Raw genomic sequence first — 18,040 nt, 5'->3', positions numbered from 1 at the left:
GGGTTCTCCTACGGGGTCACGGTCTGCGCGCGAAGGTGGTCCACGGCGAGGCGGGCGGCCTTGCCGATGGCGGAATCGACCGCGGGCAAGCGGTCTTCGAGAGAATCGGCACGGGTGAACACCGCGACGGCGTAGCGGCGACCGTCCACATAGGTCACCACGCCCGCTTCGTTGCGGACGGCGGGCAAAGTCCCCGTCTTCGCCGCGATCGCGACGCCGGCGGGGAAGCCGGACGAGATCCGGTGTGGCCAGATCTGCTGCGCCATGGTCTTCCGTACCTGGGCGCAGGCGGCCGGGTCACCGGCCCGGTCGGTCCAGATCGCGTCGAGCAGTTCGGTGATCTCGCGCGGAGTCGACGACGTGGTGCGTTCCGGGTCGACCACCGCGAGTTTCCACAGCTGTTCTTCGGTGGCGGCGGCGAAGACCGCCTCCAGATCGTCGTCGGGCCGCGCGCCGAGGTCGGCGATCACCGACTCGAACAGGTCTTCGCAGCACCCGATCAGCCGGGTGCGGACGAGTCCGAGGTCGGCGAGGACGCGGTCCACCGCCTCCTGCCCGACCCGGTGGTAGATCAGGTCGGTCGCGGCGTTGTCGCTCATCGTCAGCATGAAATGCGCGAGGTCGCGCCAGGTCATCTCGACGTCGTCGGCGCAGCCGGCGGTGCCGATCCCGCCGATCCGGTACCGCGCGGTGACGCGGGTCCGCTCGGTCTCGTCGAGCCGCCCGGCCGACACCTCCCGGGCGTAGGCGAGCGCCACCGGGATCTTGAACACCGAGGCCAGCACGACCTGGTCGTCCGCTCCGACGCCGACCTCGGGGCCGCCGGGCACGCCGATCTCCCGGGCGTGCACGAAACCCCGCGCTCCCGCTTCCGCGAAGGTGGTTTCGATCTCGCCTGCGATCTCCGTCATCGGCTCACTCGTCGGTCCGCGCGTCCCGTGTGGACGTACAGCGCCCGCCCTGTCCCGTCGTCACCGACGAACGCGTGCGGCATGTGCAGGCCCAGCCCGTCGTGTTCGGCGACCAGGGTGTCGCCCTTGTAGCCCTGGAGCCTGCTCTTCTCCGGCGGCCCACCGAGATCGGCGAACACCCCCTTCGGGGTTCGTTCCAGCCAGAGGCCACCGTCCTCGTCCTGGCTGACGACGATGTCCGCGACCTGCGAGGAGTACTCGCCCACGAACCGGGAGGCGTCGGCGGGCGTTTCGGCGGCGTTGGGTTCGGGCAGCGAGGGAACCTCGACGTCGGCCAGGTCGCCCAGCACCTTCCGGAAGATGTCCAGGTACAGGTGCAGCGGCTTGCCGCCGTTGGTCAGCAGCGCCACCGCGACGTTGCTGCCCGGCACCACCCGGAGGAACGCCGACTGCCCGATGGTTCCGCCGTCGTGGCCGATCACCGGGCCGCCTTCCCAGTCGAAGATCATCCAGCCGAGACCCCACGCGCCGCCCATCAGGCCGAGGTAGGGCAGTTCGACCTGCCGCTCCCACATGGCGCGCGCGGTGTCGGGCTTGAGCACCTGGGTGCCGTCGTCCGCGCGGCCTTCGTTGAGATGCATACGCACGAAGGTCAGCAGGTCACGCGGGCGCATGGCGAGGTGGGAACCGGCGGGGGTGTTCGACCGGGTCAGCGCCCAGACCGGCGCCGGGGCGGGCGCGGCGTCCGGCGACTCCTGGAGGTGACCGATCGCGGCGCGGTACCGGATGGCCTCGTAGGGTCCGGCGGCGGCGTGGGTCAGCCCCAGCGGCGCGAAGAGGTGCTCGCGCAGGCAGTCGTCGTAGGACTTGCCGCGCAGCACCTCGATCAGCCTGCCGAGCACGCAGTACCCGGCGTTGTTGTAGGAGAACATCTCCCCCGGGCCGAACAGCTGCGGCACATCGGACAGCGTCGCCACGAGCTTCGCGACGCAGTCGTCGCCCTGGCCGGTGTCGGTGAAGATGTCGCCTTCGAACCCGGACGTGTGGCAGGTCAGCTGCCGGACGGTGATCCGCGCCGCGGCGTCGTCGTCGGAGAGGGCGAACTCGGGAAGGTAGTCGCGGACCGGCTTGTCGAGGTCCAGCCGCCCCTCGTCGACGAGCTGCATGGCCAGGGTGGTCGTCCATACCTTGGTGATGGAGCCGATCTGGAACACCGAGTCCACTGTGGACTCCACACCGGTGCCGGTGTTCAGCAGGCCGGCCGCGTGGTCGATCACCTCGCCGTTCGCGAAGACCGCGACAGCCGCGCCTGGCACCTGGTGTTCGGCCAGGAGCGAGGGCAGGTTCTGTTCGAGCCAGGCATCGATTTCGGAGAGTTTCGACATGCGTACCTCTTGTCCGGGAAAGGGTGGACCGGCGGTTGCCGGAATGCTATGGCGGTGACCGGCGTCACCGGTTCGTGCGGAACGACGAGAGGGGCGGGAAAATTCATCCGGGAGGACGAATCATTCGCCCGCGGCCTAGTGTCGCGTGACCCTGCTTGCCTTACGCCGCTGCGGCCCACGCGGCCCCTGGCTGCGTCAGAGAAAGCCCAAGTACGTCCAGTACGAGTGGCTTTCCTCCGCCTTGCCAGGAACCACGTGGATCCACAGCGCCGCAACGCAGCAGGATCACGCGACACTAGGGAAGCCTCAGCCATTCGACCGCTTGCGCGGCGGCGAAGCCGATGAACGCGTCCCGCTCCGGGACTCTCGACCGCGAGTCGACGGCGCTCGTGAAAATCCCTACCGCGTAACGGCCCCCATCCGGGTACTCCACCACGCCGACCTCGTTGCGCACGGACGGCAGAGTTCCGGTCTTGCCGCTCACCCGGATCCCGTCGTCGGGGAACCCGGACCGCAGCCGGTGCGGCCACACCTGGAGTTCCGGCCAGCGCCGGACGTCCGCGCACGCCGTGGGCGACGCCGCCTCGTCGCGCCAGATCTGCCCGAGCAGCCCGGTGATCTCGGCGGCCGTCGTGGCGCAGGTGTGCTCCGGTTGCAGGGCGCGCAACGCGGCAAGCCGTTCGAACGGCAGTTCCGACAACAGCCGCTCATCGTCCTCGTAGGACAGTCCGAGGTCCTCCCCGATGCCGCTCAACACTTCGCCGCAGTCCTGCGGGACCGTGGTCCGCTCGAAACCGAGCTTCCGCAGGGTTTCGGTGACGGCGTCCTTCCCGACCCTGGCGAGGATCAGGTCGGTCGCCACGTTGTCGCTGATCCCGATCATGAGGATCGCGAGGTCGTGCCAGGACATCGAGATCTCGTGCCGGAAGGTCGCCAGGCCGTACGGGCTCGGGGTGGGATGTCCGGGTGGGACGGTGACCCGCTCGGCGAGGTCGAGCTCGCCTTCCGAGGCCTGCCTGGCCAGTTCCAGCGCGATCGGCACTTTGAACACCGACGCGGTGACGACGGAGTCGCCTTCGTCGATGCCGATCCGGCGGGTGCCGTCGATCTCGGCCGCGTGCAGCCGGACCCGGACTCCTACTTCTTTCGCGCGACGGTTGATCGTTTCGACTGTTTCGGACGCGGTGGTCATGACACTCCTGTCTACTTCGGACTCGCCGGGGAGAAGGTGAACTGCGCGGGGGTCTGCGGTACCCAGAACGCCATCACGGCGGTGAGCAGCGTGGTACCGATGAGGAAGCAGAACGCGGCGGTGTAGGAGAAGGCGTCGGCCAGGAAACCCATCGCCACCGGGGCGACCGCGCCGGCCACCTGGCCGCCGAAGTTCATCACCCCCATGCCGATCCCGGTGACCGCCGTGGGCAGCACCCGCAGGGGAAGGCCGAACACGCACATCGTCGCCATGCCGAACACCGCGACGGCGAGCGTTTCGTAGAGGGTGAACTCCGCGGTGGTCTCCGCGGTCACCATCAGGGTCAGCAGCACCACGGTGACCAGCGCGACCGAACCCAGGTACCAGCGGCCCTTGTCGTGGAAGTAGCGGTCGAACAGCCAGCCGCCGAGGATGGTCGTGCCGATGCTGACCAGCATCGGGATCGCGGCCAGTACCCCGGTCTGGTTCAGCGTCAGGCCCCGCGCCTCCAGCAGATAGCTGGGTACCCAGGTGATCAGGCCGTAGTTCAGCATGTTGGTGGCACAGAACAACAGGGTGAACTTCCAGACCACCGGGGACCTCAGCACCTGCTTGCGCGACACCTCGGGCGTTTTCGCCTCGTCGCGCGGGAGACTGCTGAGCGACTTCGGCAGCGCCTTGGGCAGGATCGCCCAGACCGCGACGCCGACGAGCGCGCCGATCCCCGCCATCCAGAAGAAGGTGTGGCGCCAGCCGACGGCCATCAGCAGCGGACCGACGATCAGCGGTGCCAGCCCCGCGCCCACCCCGCCCGCGGCCAGCATCACGCCGGTGACCGTCGCGCGGTTGCGCGGTGTCGTCCGTTCCGCGACGGCCTTGAACGACGCCGCCGGGAAAAGTCCTTGGCACACACCGAAAAGGCCGCGAACGAACAGCAACATGCCGAACGTGCCGGCCATCCCGGTCATCGCGGTGAAACCCGACCAGAGCAGCAGCGTGACCAGCATCGGTCCCCGGGAACCGTAGCGGTCGGCGAGGAATCCGGCCGGGATCTGGCAGATCATGTAGACCAACGCGAAAACGGTGACGAGCCAGCCCTGGTCGGTCTTGCTGAGCCCGAACTCGGCGCCGATCATCGGCAGCGCCATCCCGATGGAGAACCGGTCGATGTAGTCGACCGACCAGGCGAACAGCATCACCACCATGGTGATCAGGGCCGTCCGGTTGATCCGCCGCGCTGTCCAGGTGTCCTCTTTGACCACTGTCATGGCGCCTCCGCGAGAAAACGTTGGGAGAGAAGGAGAACGGCGTGGGACGCGGCAGGGGTGTGTCGCGTAGGTCACGCCGGATCACTTATTCTGATCAGCGCGCTCTTCGCGGGGTTCGTGCGATCACACGAACATCCGGCGGTCTTTCGGGCCGGGGAGACCAAGTCCGGCGATCGTCAGGTCTCTTCCACCGGCGGCTGCCCGGTTTGCCGGTCCCGGGGCAGCAACCGCAGCTGCAGCATCGCCGCGAACCGCTCCCCCGCGTCGTCGAGGTCGATCTCGCCGACTTCGGCGAGCCGCCGCAGCCGGTAGCGAAAGGTGTTCGGATGGACGTAGGCAGCGGCGGACGCGGCGCCGATGTCGCCGAAGGCGTCCAGCCAGCAGCGCAGGGTGTGCACGAGCTGGGACTGGTGCTGGGTGTCGTAGGCGAGCAGCCGCGCCACGGATCCCGTCGCGACGTCTCCCCTGGCCGCGGCGAGATCGGCCAGTTCCAGCATCAGCGCGTCGACGTGGACGTCGTCGGCGGTCGCCACGCGTTTGGCGCCGCCGTTGGTGAGCAGCACGCGCAACGCCCGGTCCGCGCCGTCGCGCGAGGCACGCAGGCCGGACCCGTCGAGCGCGAGCGGCCCGATCCCGATCGCCGCCGCCGCACGACGTCCGGTGCGTTCCAGGAACGTGGTCGCGACCCGCACCGAACGTTCCAGGCAGTCGGCGTGGTTCCCCGGCATCGGGACGATTCCGTAGGCGACGTCGCCGACGAGGGCGACGGCCGACCGGGGCTGGACCGCGCTCAGGTGCATGGCCAGCGCGTCGGCGACCCGCTGGCGGTCCGCGGCCAGGCGGAGGTCGTCTTCGGATGCGGGTGTGCCGAGCAGTCCCATGGCGAGCACGATCGACGGCTGGCCCAGCAGGCCGAGCCGGGCGATCGCCTCCGGCGCCCCGGTTCCGCCTTCGAGGGCGGTGCTCACCAGGTCGGCGCGCAGCCTTCGTTCGACGTCGGCGCCCGCGCGCAACCGGAGCATGTGGAGCGCGACCAGTTTGGCGGCGTCCACCAGCGCCTGGGTGCGCTCCTCGCTGAGCGGTTCGCGGACCGCCGCCCAGATCGACCCGAGCACCTCGTCGCCGGCACGGACGGCGAGCGCCACCCGGGGAAGCGCGATGGCGTTGTCGTCGTAGCGGCTCGGATCGACGTAGACGGGGGCGTGGTCGCGGTACAGCTTCTCGAAGACGCCGTCCTGCTCCAGGCCGCGAGTGAACCGCTCCGGCACCTGACGGCCGAGAATGGTCTCGACGCGGGACGGGTCCGCCTCGTCCTGACGGCCGGAGAACGCGAGGACCCGCGAGTTGCGGTCCTCGATCGTGACGGGCGCGTCCAGCAACGCCGCCACGGCGTTGGCCAGTGCGAAAAGATCACCCGAGGGCATTCCGCCAAGGGTCTGCGGCGAGACGTCGCCGACGTCCCCTTCGGCCAAGAGAGTCCGGAGCATGGCGGCGAGCTGGGCCCAGGAAGCGCCCCGCGCCAGCCCGAGCAGGGCGACCCCGGACGACTCCGCGACCCGCCGGAGTTCCGGCGTCGGGGTGACGGGAGAACGGACGACGAGCGCCGCCGCGCCTCGCGCACCCACGTCGTGCAAAAGGCGGACGACCTCGTCGTGCTCCCGCACCCCGACGCCGAGCACGACGGCCCGGCCGGGAAATTCGGACTCGTCGTGCGGATCGTGGATGACCACCCCGCCGAGCTGCTTGCGGGTGGTCCGGCCGACCGCGACCGGCTCCAGGAGCACGTCCCCGAGGTCTTCGAGGACGCGCCCCAAACTCGTGTGCGGCTTGCTGGGCACCGGTGTCAGCACCCCCCGAAGTTAAACCCGGCCTCACCGAACCGAATGGTCCGATCCGACCAAATCTAACCCCGGAATTCGTAGTCCGCTACGAACCGATCCACGCTTTCGCCGTGGTGACGTCGTCGAGGAGGTCGGGAATGGGAGTGACTCCGAGCCCCGGCCCGGTCGGCACCGGCAGGTGCCCCGCCTCCAGCACGAACGGCTCGGTGATGTCCGTGCGGTAGAACCGGCCGGACGCCGAGGTGTCGCCGGGGAGGGTGAAGCCCGGCAGCGAGGCGAGGGCGACGTTGGCCGCCCGGCCGAGCCCGGTCTCGATCATCCCGCCGCACCACACCGGGACCCCGTGCGCCGCGCAGACGTCGTGCACGCGGCGGGCTTCGAGGTAGCCGCCGACGCGGCCGGGTTTGATGTTGACGATCTGGCAGGCCCCGAGCTTGATCGCGTCCGCGGCCGCCCTCGCCGAGACGATCGACTCGTCGAGGCAGATCGGTGTCCGGATGCGCTTGGCCAGTTCGGCGTGGCCGAGCACGTCCTCCTCTTCGAGCGGCTGCTCGATCAGCAGGAGGTCGAACGGGTCGAGCCGGGCCAGCAGGGGCGCGTCGCCGAGGGTGTACGCGGTGTTGGCGTCGACCTGCAGCAGCACGTCGTCACCGAAGCGCTCCCGCACCTGACGCACCGGCTCGACGTCCCAGCCGGGTTCGATCTTCAGCTTGATGCGGACGTAGCCGTCGTCGAGGTAGCCGCCGACGACGTCGAGCAGGTGCGGGATCGAGTCCATGATCCCGACCGAGACGCCGCAGGCCACGGAGTCCCGGGTGGACCCCAGCTCGGCCGCGAAGGACCGCTCGTGCGCCCGGAGTTCGGCGTCGAGGACGGCCATCTCCAGCGCGGCCTTCGCCATCCGGTGACCCTTGAACTTCGCCAGGAGCGGCGTCACCTTGTACGCGGTGAGATCGCCCGCCTGCAGCAGAGCCGGGATCAGGTGGGTGCGCAGCACGTGTTCGGCCGCGTCGTTGTACTCCGACGAGTAGAGCGGGGCCTCCATCGCGACGCATTCGCCCCAGCCCTCACCCGCCGGCGTCACCGCGCGCACGAGCAGGAGTTCCCGTTCGGACTGCGTCCCGAACGACGTCCGGAACGGGGCCACGAGCGGCATCCGGACCCGGCGCAGTTCCACACCGCTGAGTTTCACGACTGCTCCTTACAGATCACATACCAGCCGGCTCGATCGAAACCGGTGACGCGGGCGTTGTCGGCCATCAGTCCACCGAGGACTTCACGCAGCGCGACGCGCCACGCGTTGCCGCGACCGGGATCGGTGCGGCGTAACCGTTCGATGTCGGGCGGGACGGCGACGAGTACGGTCGGCGTGTCGGCCGGGCCGACGATCGGACCGCCGTCCGCGGCGACCGAAAGGGCCGCCGCCACGCCCTGTTCCCGCAGCGCACCGGCGTCGGTCAGGACCGGTTCGCCGAACGACGCGGCCCGCACGGCCGGGCTCGTCAGGTCCCAGCCGACCATCAGCCGGTCCGTGTCGCCCGAGCCGTTGATGCTGTCCTCCATCGGCCCGTAGAAATCGGGCAGGTACCCGATCGGGAGCGCGCCGAGCTTGCCGAGGTTGAAATAGGCGTTGCGGCACACCAGCGGGTCGAACGTCCAGGTGATCACCGAAACGTCCTGGAGCAGCGCCCAGCCGCGCTGGTGCAGTTTGAGCGCGTGACCGATCCCCCGGCCCGCCCCGGCGCGGGCGACCCCGGCGATATGACTGTGCAGGCTCGCCTTCCCCGGATTACCGAAGAAACCGAAACAGGCCCCCAGAAGTTCGCCGTGCTCGAACGCGCCCGCGACGTAGTTCCCGGCCGTGGACATCGCCCGGAGCAGTTCCGTGCTGACCGGCCGGGCACCCGGCGCGGACTGCCAGATCGACTCGAACAGGCCGACCACCGCCGCCAGATCGTCGATTTCGATGAGTTCGCGGACTTCGACGCCCGAAGCCACGGCCGAAGCCCGCGCGGCGGCGACGGCCTCGTCGCGCACCTCCCGGGAGACCAGGCTTTCCGTATTCGTCGCAAGATTCGTCACGGGACAATCCTTTCCCGGCTCCCCCGCCGAGTCACCGTCGTGCCGTACCAGAATCGCCCGCGGGATTCGTCGCGTCGGACGGATCCCTCTTCGCGAGCACGTTTTCGACCAGGGCGGTGAGCAAAGCGGTGCGTCGCGGCAGTTCCGCGACGACGACGTGTTCGTGGTCCGCGTGCGCCCCGCCGCCGACGGCACCGAGGCCGTCGAGTGTCGGAATTCCCATTCCCGCGGTGAAATTGCCATCCGAAGCGCCACCGACCGACGCCGCGGTCAGCTCACCGAGTCCGAGGTCGGCCGCCAGGTCCTGCGCGAGCCGGAACAACCCGGACGACGAACTCTCCTCCAGCGGCGGACGGTTGATGCCGCCGGTGATCCGGACGGTCGCGTCCGCCAGAACTGGCCGTAGCGCGCGCATGGCCCGATCGACCCGCAGTTGCTCGGCCTCGTTCCACACCCGGGCGTCGACGGCCACACTCGCGGCCGCGGGAACGGTGTTGACCGTCGTCCCCGCCGCGACGACGGTGGGCACCACGCTGGTGCCGGCCTCCGGATCGGCGAGCGCGGCCGCGGCGAGGATCTGGTGCGCGATCTCGATGCCCGCGTTGATCCCCTTCTCCGGTTCGAGCCCGGCGTGCGCCGCGCGGCCGGTCACCTCGATCCGGTAGTGGGAAACGCCTTTGCGGCGGCATTTCAGCGCCCCGCCGTCGGCCGAGGCCTCCAGCACGAACACCGCGTCACAGTCCTGCGCCTCCTGCTCGATCAGCGCGCGCGACGACGGCGAGCCGATCTCCTCGTCGCCGGTGACCAGAATGGACAGTCCCGCGCGATCGGGCACGGTCGCGGCGGCGTGCAGCGCCATCACGACCCCGGCCTTCATGTCGAAGCAGCCGGGACCACGCAGCACGCCTTCCCGCACGGAAAAAGGGTGCGTCCGCAGCGATCCCGTGGGCCACACCGTGTCGTGGTGGCCCAGGAGCAGCACTCGCGGCGGCCCGTCGCCGAACCGCCAGCGCAGGTGGGTGACCCCGTCGACGACGATCCGCTCCGGTTCCGCGGCCAGCAGTTTCCGGCCGAGGGCCGCCACCACTTCGGCACTGCGGGCCACCGCTTCGTGATCCGAGGACGGGGACTCGCAGCAGACCAGCGTCTCGATGTCGGCGAGAAGTTCTTGGAGCCCGGTCATCGCGGCTCACCCCGCAACGGCTGCCCGGGGAAGGCGTCGGTGCGCAGTTCTCCGTCACTGACCACGGGAACTCCGGAGACGAACAGGTACCGGACGCCGACCGAGGGCCTCGTCGAGTCGAAATACGTGGCCGCGTCGGTGATGGCGTTCGGGTCGATGACGACGATGTCGGCGTCGGCTCCGGCATTGAGCCTGCCCTTCGCCCGAGCGCCGGGGGCGACCTCGTCGAGGACACGCGCCGGCAGGTAGGAGCAGCGCCGGAACGCCTCCAGCCAGGTCCAGGCCTTGCTCTCGCGCACCATCAGGCGCAGCGTCTTGGCGTACGTCCCGGAGGTGCGCGGATGCGTCGCGCCGCCGGGCGGCAGCGGCCATTCGGTGCTCTCGCTGGTGCCGTTCTTCCAGTACACGGGCAGCGCGTCGCTGGCCACGATGGCGTCGGGGAACGCGAGCGCCTGGTGCAGCAGCCCGAGATCGCGCGGGTTGCTCTCGTCGAGGAACTCCAGGATGCACGGCGCACCCGGATCCTCGGAGCGCACCTGGAGCAGGCGGCCTTCGTCGGAGATGCGCTCACCCGACTCCAGCATGATCACGCTCGACGGGGACAGGCCCTTCATCTTCAGCCGCTCGGGCGAGAGGAAGGCCGCGCCGATCCCGGTGCTGCCCGCGCCGTACGGGTAAGCCTCCACGGTCACCCGGGACCCGGCGGCACGACCCGCTTCCAGCGCGGCGAGCACGCGGTCGATGTGGTGACCCGACGTGCTGTTGACGTGGCAGTGGTGCATCGCGGCGCCGGTCTCGGCCGCGACGATCGCGATCTCCTCCGACCCGTCGGCAGGCGTCGACGGGTCCACTTCGACCAGCTCGCGGACGTGCGTATAGGTAGGCGCCCCCGCCTCCTTGGCGAGCCGGGCGAGCGCCAGGAACTCACCGGGGTCCGTGCCGGGCGCGTACCCGAGGAGCACGCCGACGCCGAGCGCGCCCGCGGCCAGCTCACCGTCCACAAGGGACAGCCAGGCGGCGAGCTCGGTCGGCGAGGAAGACCGTTGCCAGGCCGGGTTCCCGAGCACCGCGAGCCCGCTGTCGATGTTGGCGTCCGGTTCGATCCCGGCGAGCACCTGGGCCCGGGCGGCACCCCACGACGCGGAGAAACCGTAGTGCAGCGGACGTCCCGCCGCGGCCGCCTCGGCGTAGGCCCGCTCGATGGGCATCAGCCCGGCTTCGAGGTCGAGCGCGGTCGTCACGCCGTCCATCGCCTGCAGCCGCTGGCCGGCGATGGTGTGCACGTGACTGTGCAGGTCGACGAACCCGGGGCCGACGACGAGCCCGGAGACATCGATCTCCGGATGGTCCGGCACCGAAGGCAGACCCTCCCCGACGGCGGTGACCACTCCGCCGGATATCAGCACGTCGGCCACGCCGTCGAACCCCGTCGCCGGGTCGATGACACGACCGCCACGCAAGAGTGCCCGCATACTTCGCCTCCTAGGATCGCCTCGTTCAAGGCGACCCTAGGAGGTTTCGCGACCCGCCCGTTCGTAGCGGGCGACGAATCCGGGGCCCTCACTCCATCCGCGCACACGAACGCCCTGGCAATCTCTCGCCACCAAGGAATCGGCGGTCCGTGAAGGCCTCCTTGAGGGACTCTGAGTCCCTCAAGGAGGCCTTCACGGACTGGAAATACGGTGTTCGGCGATGATCTCGGCGTAGCGATGACCGCTCGCCTTGACCGTCCGCAGCTGCGTGTCGTAGTCGACCCGGACCAGGCCGAACCGCTTGCTCAGCCCGCTGTCCCACTCGAAGTTGTCGAGCAGCGACCAGGCGAAGTAGCCCTTCACCGGCGCGCCCGCTTCGGCGGCCCCGGCCACCGCGCCCAGGTGTTCTTCCAGGTAGGCGATGCGGTCGGCGTCGTCGATCGAACCGTCGTCGGCGACCTTGTCGTCGAACGCCGCCCCGCTCTCGGTGACGTAGATCGCCCGCGCGCCGTATTCGTTGGCGAGCCGGTGGATCAGGTCCGCGAGGCCCTGCCCGTGGATCTCCCAGCCCATCGCGGTGGTCGCCGCGCCTTCGACCGGCACCTGACGCGCGCGCGGCGCGGCACCGCTCGGGTCGTCCTCGACGATCTGGCGGAAGTAGTAGTTCAGCCCGTGGAAACCGACCGGCGCCGCGATCACCTCGAGGTCGTCGCCGATCACCGGCGGCTCGACGCCGTAGACCTCGATCATGTCCGCCGGGTAGCCGCGGCCGTTCGACGGGTCGAGCCACCACCGGTTGACGTGCCCGTCCATCCGGGCCGCCGCCTCGACGTCCGCGGTGGAGTCCGACGCGGGCTCGACTCCGCTCAGGTTGAGCACGAGACCGACGTTGGCGGGCTCGGCGGCGTTGGCGTGGATGGCCTGCACACCCAGCCCGTGCGCGAGCAGAAGGTGGTGGGAGGCGTGGATGGCCTGCTTAAGATCCTTGACGCCGGGGGCGAACCGGCCTTCGAGGTAACCGAGCCACGCCGAGCACAGCGGCTCGTTCACGGTGTTCCAGTCCTTGACCCGGTCGCCGAGCCGCGCCGCGACGACGGCGGCGTACTCGGCGTAGGCGTACGCGGTGTCGCGTTCCGGCCAGCCACCCTTCGCCTGCAGCGCCGAGGGGAGGTCCCAATGGAACAGCGTGGCGAACGGCCGGATCCCCGCTTCGAGCAGCGCGTCGACGAGGCGGTCGTAATGGTCGAGCCCGGGCGCGTTGACCTCACCGCGCCCGGTGGGGATCACCCGGGGCCAGGCGACGGAGAAGCGGTAAGCGTCCAGGCCCAGTTGCTTCATGATGCCGAGGTCTTCCGGCCAGCGCCGGTAGTGGTCGCAGGCGACGTCGGCGGTGTCGCCGTTCTCGACGGCACCCGGGACCCGGACGAAGTCGTCCCAGATGGACGGTAGCCGGCCGTCGACGTCGACGGCGCCTTCGACCTGGTACGCGGCGGTGGCCGCACCCCACAGGAAATCGGCGGGAAGGTGCAGATTCAAGGCAGACCTCTCTGGTCGTGGCGACGCGGACTCGGGCGGCGGGGTCATTTCACGGCACCGGCGGTGAGCCCGGCGACGAGATAACGCTGGAGCAGAAGGAATCCGGCGACGACCGGGACGGAGACGATGAGCGAAGCGGCCATCACCTGGTTCCAGTAGACCTGCACCTGGGTGGAGTACTCCTGGAGCCCGACGGCGAGCGTCCTCGTGCTCGAGTCGGTCATCACCGAGGCGAACAGGACCTCGCCCCAGGCCGTCATGAACGAGTAGATCCCCACCGCGACGATGCCCGGCATGGCCGCCGGGATGACCACCCGGATCAGCGCGCCGATCGGCCCGGTGCCGTCGACCATCGCCGCCTCGTCGAGTTCCTTGGGGATCGAGTCGATGTAGCCGGCGAGCATCCAGATGGCGAACGGCAGCGAGAAGGTCAGGTAGGTGATGATCAACCCGAGCCGGGAGCCGTACAGGACGATGCCGGTGGTGTTGCCGATGTTGACGAAGATCAGGAACAGCGGCAGCAGGAACAGGATTCCGGGGAACATCTGCGTGGACAGCACGGTCATCTTGAAGAAGTTCTTGCCCCGGAACCGGTAGCGGCTCAGCGCGTACGCCGCGAAGATCGCGATCAGCACCGAGAGGATCGCCGCCGAACCCGAGATGACCAGGCTGTTCACGAAGTACTCGGCCAGCGGGATGGTGTCCCAGATGTCGATGAACGGCTGGAGGGTCAGCTGCGTCGGGATCCACTCCCACTTGCCCTGGACGTCCCCGAGCGGCTTGAGCGACGAGGAGACCATCGCGTAGAGCGGCACCAGGGTGAACAGCGCGAGGAAGCCGAGCACGAATCGGCGGGCCCACGGGACCCAGCGAGGTTCAGACACCGGCGTTCCTCCTGCGCGAGGTCAGTCCCAAGTAGACGGAGCTGACCAGGAGGAGGAATACCAGCAACAGCACAGACATCGCCGAGCCGAGGCCGAAGTTCCAGGTGACGAACGAACTCTGGTAGATGTGGATCGAAATCAGTGACGCCTCCTTCGGCGCGGACGCTCCGAAGAGGACATACGGCGTGTTGAAGTCGTTGAAGGTCCACAGGAACAGCACCAGCAGCAGCACCTGGTTGACCGGCCGCAGCATCGGCTGGGTGATCGCCTGGAACTGGCGCCACCAGCTCGCGCCGTCGATCGCGGCCGCCTCGTAGAGCTCGCCGGGGATGTTCTGCAGCCCGGCCATCACGATCAGGAACGCGAACGGCCAGTTGCGCCACACCGAGACGATCACCAGCGACCAGAAGCTGTTGTCCCCGATGAGCCAGAAGGAATCGGTGCCCAGCAGGTCGTTCACCAGGCCGGTCTCGCGCTGGAACATGAAGGACCAGGTGATGACCGCGGCGTACATCGGCAGCGCGTACGGCACCAGGAACAGCGTGCGCAGGACGCCGCGGCCGCGGAAGTTCTTCTGCATGAGCACGGCGGCGGAAGTGCCGAACAGCCAGCAGAACCCGACCGAGAGGACGGTGTAAAGGATGCTGATCCAGAACGAGCTCAGCAGCGACTTGCCCGCCGCCGAACTGAAGTCCAGGACGAACTTGTAGTTGTCGAGCCCCGCGGCGGGGGCCGAGAAGAAGTCCCGGATGTAGAACTGGGTCAGCTTGAAGAAGCTCATCGCGAGCCCGGCGAGCATCGGGATCAGATGGACGAGCAGTTCCAGCAGCACCGCGGGAAGAAGCAGCAGATACGGCAGGACGACCCGGCGCCGCTTGCGCCGGGTGCCCTGGGGTTCGGGCGCCCCGGCCGCTTTCACGGCCGGGGCGCCCTTCAGTGCGGTCGGCATCAACTACCGGCCGCGATCTGCTGATCCGCCTGATTCAGCTGCTCCCGGATCTTCCCGCCGTCGACCGGCTTGCCCGCCGCGACGTCGGCGAACATCCCCTTCATCGCGGTGCCGATCAGGGTCTCGAACTGGGACTCCTGCGGGACCTGCGGCATCGGCTCCGAGGACGTCGCGAGCACGCTCTGGAAGACCTTGACGTCCTCGGTCTGGAACGCCGTGTCGCTGTAGGCGTCCTGGACCGTCGGCAGCGAGCCGTAGGTCTTGTTGAGCAAGGCCTGCTCCGGTGCCGACACCATGAACTTGACGAAGTCCAGCGCGGCGTCGGGGTTCTTGGTGCTCTTGAACACCGACACGTTGATGCCCGCGACGAAACTGGTCACCTTCCGGCTGTTGGCCGGAGGATTGGCGGGCAGCGGGATCGGCGCGACGCCGAGGTTGGTCATGTCCATCCCGACGTTCTTGAACGAGCCCGCGGAGGCCTGGTTCATGAACATCGCGGCCTTGCCGTCCGACAGGTCCTTGAGGGACTTGGCGGTGTCGGCGTACTCCGCGTTGGACGGGTTGACGATCTTGTCCTTCTGCATCAGGTCGACGAACTGCTGCACGGCCGCGACCGACGGGTCGGAGGCCAGCTGCGGCTTACCCTCGGCGGTGAAGAACTGCGCGCCCTGCTGGGCACCGAGGATCGCCGCGTGGTGGCTGTTCTCGGTGACCTGGCCCGCCTGGAGCGACAAGCCCCACTGCCCCTTGTCGGGCTTGGTCAGCTTCTTGCCGTCCTCGACGAGCTCCTCCCAGGTGGCGGGCGGCTTGGTGATGCCGGCTTCGGCGAAGAGCTTCTTGTTGTAGTAGAGGCCGTACGCCTGGCCGTAGAGCGGTACGCCGACCGGCGGCTGTCCGCTCGCCCCGGTGGCCGCCAGCGACGGGCCGAGAAAACGCGACTTGCCACCGACCTTCTCCAGCGCGGCGTCGTCGAACGGCAGGAACGCCCCGGTCGCCTGGAGCGAGGCCGACCAGGTGTTGCCGATGTTGAGCACGTCCGGGCCCTTGCCGGAGGTGGTGGCCGCGAGGATCCGGTTGAGCAGATCCGTCCACGGGATGACCTCGAGCTTGACCTTGATCCCGGAGGCCTTCTCGAACTTGTCGAGTTCGGGCTGCAGGACTGCCTTGTCGTTGTCGAGACTGGTGCCCTGGTTCGACGCCCAGTACACGAGCTCCTGGGGAGCGTTGGACGACGTGTCGCCGCCGCCGCACGCCGTCGTGGTGGCGGCCGCCAGCGCCAGGACGAGCGCAGGAGCGATCTTTCCGATTCGCATCGATGGTCCTCGGGGTGAGTGGCCAAGCCGCATACCCGTCTGTGACCCGGGACACGCCTTATTTCAGGGCTTGAGTTAAGCCTTGGTCGAGCGTGCCGTCAAGCCCCAAGATGCAAGCGGCTCACGAGCTCATCGGGGCCGCACGGACGGTTCTTTGGCCTGGGTGGCGTAGTGGGCGGTGACGATCGCGCCGGACATGGCCAGGATCAGTCCCGCGACCGTGAAGGTGGAGAAGCCGTCGCGGACGCGGTCGTCGAGGAAAACCAGGCCGATGACCGAGGACAACGCCGTATTCGTGGTGAACATGATCGCGTTGACCGCCGTCGCGCCACCCTTCTGCAGAGCCAAGGCGAACGCGACCGCCGCGGCCAGGCCGTTGAGGATCATCGCCCACAAGGCCGGTTCCACCAGCATCGCCCAGCCCGCCGACGGGAGCTCCAGGGTGCGCGCCGAGACACCGACCATGCTGAAGCCGACTCCCGTCGCGAAGCCGAGCACCTGCGCGGCCCAGGGGTGGTCGAATCGCCTGAAGTACCAAGCGATCGCCCCCACGACCAACGCCATCGCGGGCAGGACCCAGCGCCACGCCGGCGGGAGCGTCTTGGCGGGCCCCGGCTGCGCCGACAAGCCCAGCAAGACCAGACCGACCGCCCCGACTCCCAGCGCGGCCCAGCCCTGCGCCGCCAGCCGGGTGCCCATGAACGCGGAGATCGTGGCCGTCACCCCGACGCTGAACGCCAGCACCGACTGGACGAGGAACAGCGGCAGCCGATGCAACGCGGCCGCCGCGCAGGCGAAGCCGATCAGGTCGACGCCGATGCCGAGGAAGTAGATCCCTTGGCGCCGCAAGCGCACCAGGTCCAGCGCGCTGCCGCCGTAAGCGCCCGCGCGGCGGACACCGATCGACTCCAGCACCGAGCCGCTACCCGAGGCCAGCGCCGCCAGCAGCGCGAGGAGGTATCCGACGATCACCCCCGCAGTCTGTCAGCGCCGCCCTGTGCGGTGCTCGACCGGGAGGACGGTTCAGCTGATGAAGCCCGCCGACTTGAGCCAGTCGTGGGCGACCGTGGCGGCCTTCTGGCCTTCGACGCTGACCTTCTTGTTCAGGTCCGTGAGCGTCGCGGTGTCGAGCTTCGCGGCGATCGGCGTGAAGACCTGCTCCAGCTGCGGGTATTTCTGGGCGAGCGGAGTGGCGATCGTGATGGCGGGGTTGTACGTCGGGAAGAAGTGCTTGTCGTCCTCGAGCACGGTGAGCTGCTGCGCGGCCACGCGCCCGTCGGTGGAGGCGACCGACCCGAAGCCGCAGGGGTCCCCCTTGCCGATGCTCGGGTAGACGACGGCGTCGTTGAGCAGGTGCACCTGCGGGTCGGGCAGGGTGAACCCGTAGGTCTTCGCCAGGCCGGGGAACCCGTCGTCCCGGCTCTTGAACTCCGGGCCCATACAGGTCGAGGCCGCGGCCGGGTCCCGCTTCACCAGTGCCGCGTAGTCGGACAGCGTCTTGACACCGGTCCGGGTCAGCGTCGCCGGGTTGCCGGCGAGGGCGTAGGTGTCGTTGGCCGGCGAGCGTGCCCACCAGGTGACGCCGTTGGCGGCGTCGGCCTGTTTGACCGCTTCGTACTGCGCCTGCGGGTCGCTGATCGGCTTGGTCTGGTTGAGGTAGCTGATCCAGGCGGTGCCGGTGTATTCCCAGTACAGGTCGACCGCGCCGCTGGTGAGCGCCTGGCGGACGTTGCTCGAGCCGGTGATGTTGGTCTTGTCCTGCGGGCTCGCCCCGGCCGCCTGCAGTGCGACGAGGGCGATCTGGCCGAGCAACAGCTGCTCGTCGAACTCCTTGGAGCTGACGCGGATCTGGGCACCGTTCAGCGCGTCGATCTTCTTGATGGACCCCGCGCCCACCTGGGCGCCGGTCTCGTCCTTGCCGATCGTGCAGCCGGCCGCGAGCGCCGCCGCCGCGACGAGCGCGAGCACGGCGGCGGTCGTGCGCTGGAGCATCCGCATGGGTTGGTCCTCCTTGAAGTCGGTCG

At 69.2% G+C, this 18,040-nt stretch carries 15 protein-coding genes; all 15 read right to left on the bottom strand.

The window, feature by feature from the left end:
• Positions 1-8 precede the first annotated feature (8 nt).
• A complete protein-coding gene (locus ACLJRL_RS33450) occupies positions 9-911 on the bottom strand; it encodes a serine hydrolase (protein ID WP_410660352.1) in 903 nt (300 codons plus the stop codon).
• A complete protein-coding gene (locus ACLJRL_RS33445; protein ID WP_410660351.1) occupies positions 908-2,296 on the bottom strand; it encodes a serine hydrolase domain-containing protein in 1,389 nt (462 codons plus the stop codon). Before ACLJRL_RS33445 ends, ACLJRL_RS33450 begins: the two co-directional genes overlap by 4 nt.
• A gap of 295 nt (positions 2,297-2,591) precedes the next feature.
• Positions 2,592-3,488: a serine hydrolase gene (locus ACLJRL_RS33440; protein ID WP_410660350.1), complete on the bottom strand. Its 897-nt coding sequence runs from the start codon at positions 3,486-3,488 to the stop codon at positions 2,592-2,594.
• A gap of 11 nt (positions 3,489-3,499) precedes the next feature.
• Positions 3,500-4,756 carry an MFS transporter gene (locus tag ACLJRL_RS33435; protein ID WP_410660349.1) on the bottom strand — a complete coding sequence of 419 codons (1,257 nt, stop codon included), beginning with the start codon at positions 4,754-4,756 and terminating at the stop codon, positions 3,500-3,502.
• A gap of 176 nt (positions 4,757-4,932) precedes the next feature.
• Entirely contained in the window at positions 4,933-6,606 is a 1,674-nt protein-coding gene (locus ACLJRL_RS33430) for a PucR family transcriptional regulator (protein ID WP_410660348.1), read from the bottom strand.
• Between the two features lie 76 nt (positions 6,607-6,682).
• Positions 6,683-7,789 (bottom strand): o-succinylbenzoate synthase, encoded by a 1,107-nt coding sequence (gene menC, locus ACLJRL_RS33425; RefSeq protein WP_410660347.1) that lies wholly within the window; start codon positions 7,787-7,789, stop codon positions 6,683-6,685.
• The gene (locus ACLJRL_RS33420) at positions 7,786-8,679 is read right to left on the bottom strand and encodes a GNAT family N-acetyltransferase (RefSeq protein WP_410660346.1); all 894 of its coding nucleotides are present in this window, start codon (positions 8,677-8,679) and stop codon (positions 7,786-7,788) included. Before ACLJRL_RS33420 ends, menC begins: the two co-directional genes overlap by 4 nt.
• Before the next feature lie 31 nt (positions 8,680-8,710).
• Positions 8,711-9,862: a M20 family metallopeptidase gene (locus ACLJRL_RS33415; RefSeq protein WP_410660345.1), complete on the bottom strand. Its 1,152-nt coding sequence runs from the start codon at positions 9,860-9,862 to the stop codon at positions 8,711-8,713.
• The gene (locus ACLJRL_RS33410) at positions 9,859-11,334 is read right to left on the bottom strand and encodes an amidohydrolase family protein (RefSeq protein WP_410660344.1); all 1,476 of its coding nucleotides are present in this window, start codon (positions 11,332-11,334) and stop codon (positions 9,859-9,861) included. The genes ACLJRL_RS33415 and ACLJRL_RS33410 overlap by 4 nt, the downstream gene beginning before the upstream one ends.
• 192 nt (positions 11,335-11,526) lie before the next feature.
• Positions 11,527-12,870 carry a GH1 family beta-glucosidase gene (locus tag ACLJRL_RS33405; protein ID WP_410660343.1) on the bottom strand — a complete coding sequence of 448 codons (1,344 nt, stop codon included), beginning with the start codon at positions 12,868-12,870 and terminating at the stop codon, positions 11,527-11,529.
• Between the two features lie 44 nt (positions 12,871-12,914).
• The gene (locus ACLJRL_RS33400; protein ID WP_410660342.1) at positions 12,915-13,754 is read right to left on the bottom strand and encodes a carbohydrate ABC transporter permease; all 840 of its coding nucleotides are present in this window, start codon (positions 13,752-13,754) and stop codon (positions 12,915-12,917) included.
• Positions 13,747-14,703 carry a carbohydrate ABC transporter permease gene (locus ACLJRL_RS33395; RefSeq protein WP_410660341.1) on the bottom strand — a complete coding sequence of 319 codons (957 nt, stop codon included), beginning with the start codon at positions 14,701-14,703 and terminating at the stop codon, positions 13,747-13,749. Before ACLJRL_RS33395 ends, ACLJRL_RS33400 begins: the two co-directional genes overlap by 8 nt.
• Positions 14,703-16,016, bottom strand: a complete 1,314-nt coding sequence (locus ACLJRL_RS33390) for an ABC transporter substrate-binding protein (RefSeq protein ID WP_410660340.1) — start codon at positions 16,014-16,016, stop codon at positions 14,703-14,705. Before ACLJRL_RS33390 ends, ACLJRL_RS33395 begins: the two co-directional genes overlap by 1 nt.
• 129 nt (positions 16,017-16,145) lie before the next feature.
• Positions 16,146-16,988, bottom strand: coding sequence for a hypothetical protein (locus tag ACLJRL_RS33385; RefSeq protein ID WP_410660339.1), 843 nt, complete (start codon positions 16,986-16,988; stop codon positions 16,146-16,148).
• A gap of 51 nt (positions 16,989-17,039) precedes the next feature.
• Complete coding sequence (locus tag ACLJRL_RS33380; RefSeq protein WP_410660338.1) at positions 17,040-18,014, bottom strand: glycine betaine ABC transporter substrate-binding protein; 975 nt, start codon at positions 18,012-18,014, stop codon at positions 17,040-17,042.
• Positions 18,015-18,040 lie beyond the last annotated feature (26 nt).

The sequence above is a fragment of the Amycolatopsis sp. lyj-112 genome, from assembly GCF_046549055.1.
GTDB lineage: Bacteria > Actinomycetota > Actinomycetes > Mycobacteriales > Pseudonocardiaceae > Amycolatopsis.
The sequence above is the reverse complement of the archived record's forward strand: the minus strand, read 5'-3'. Positions and strand labels throughout refer to the sequence as shown.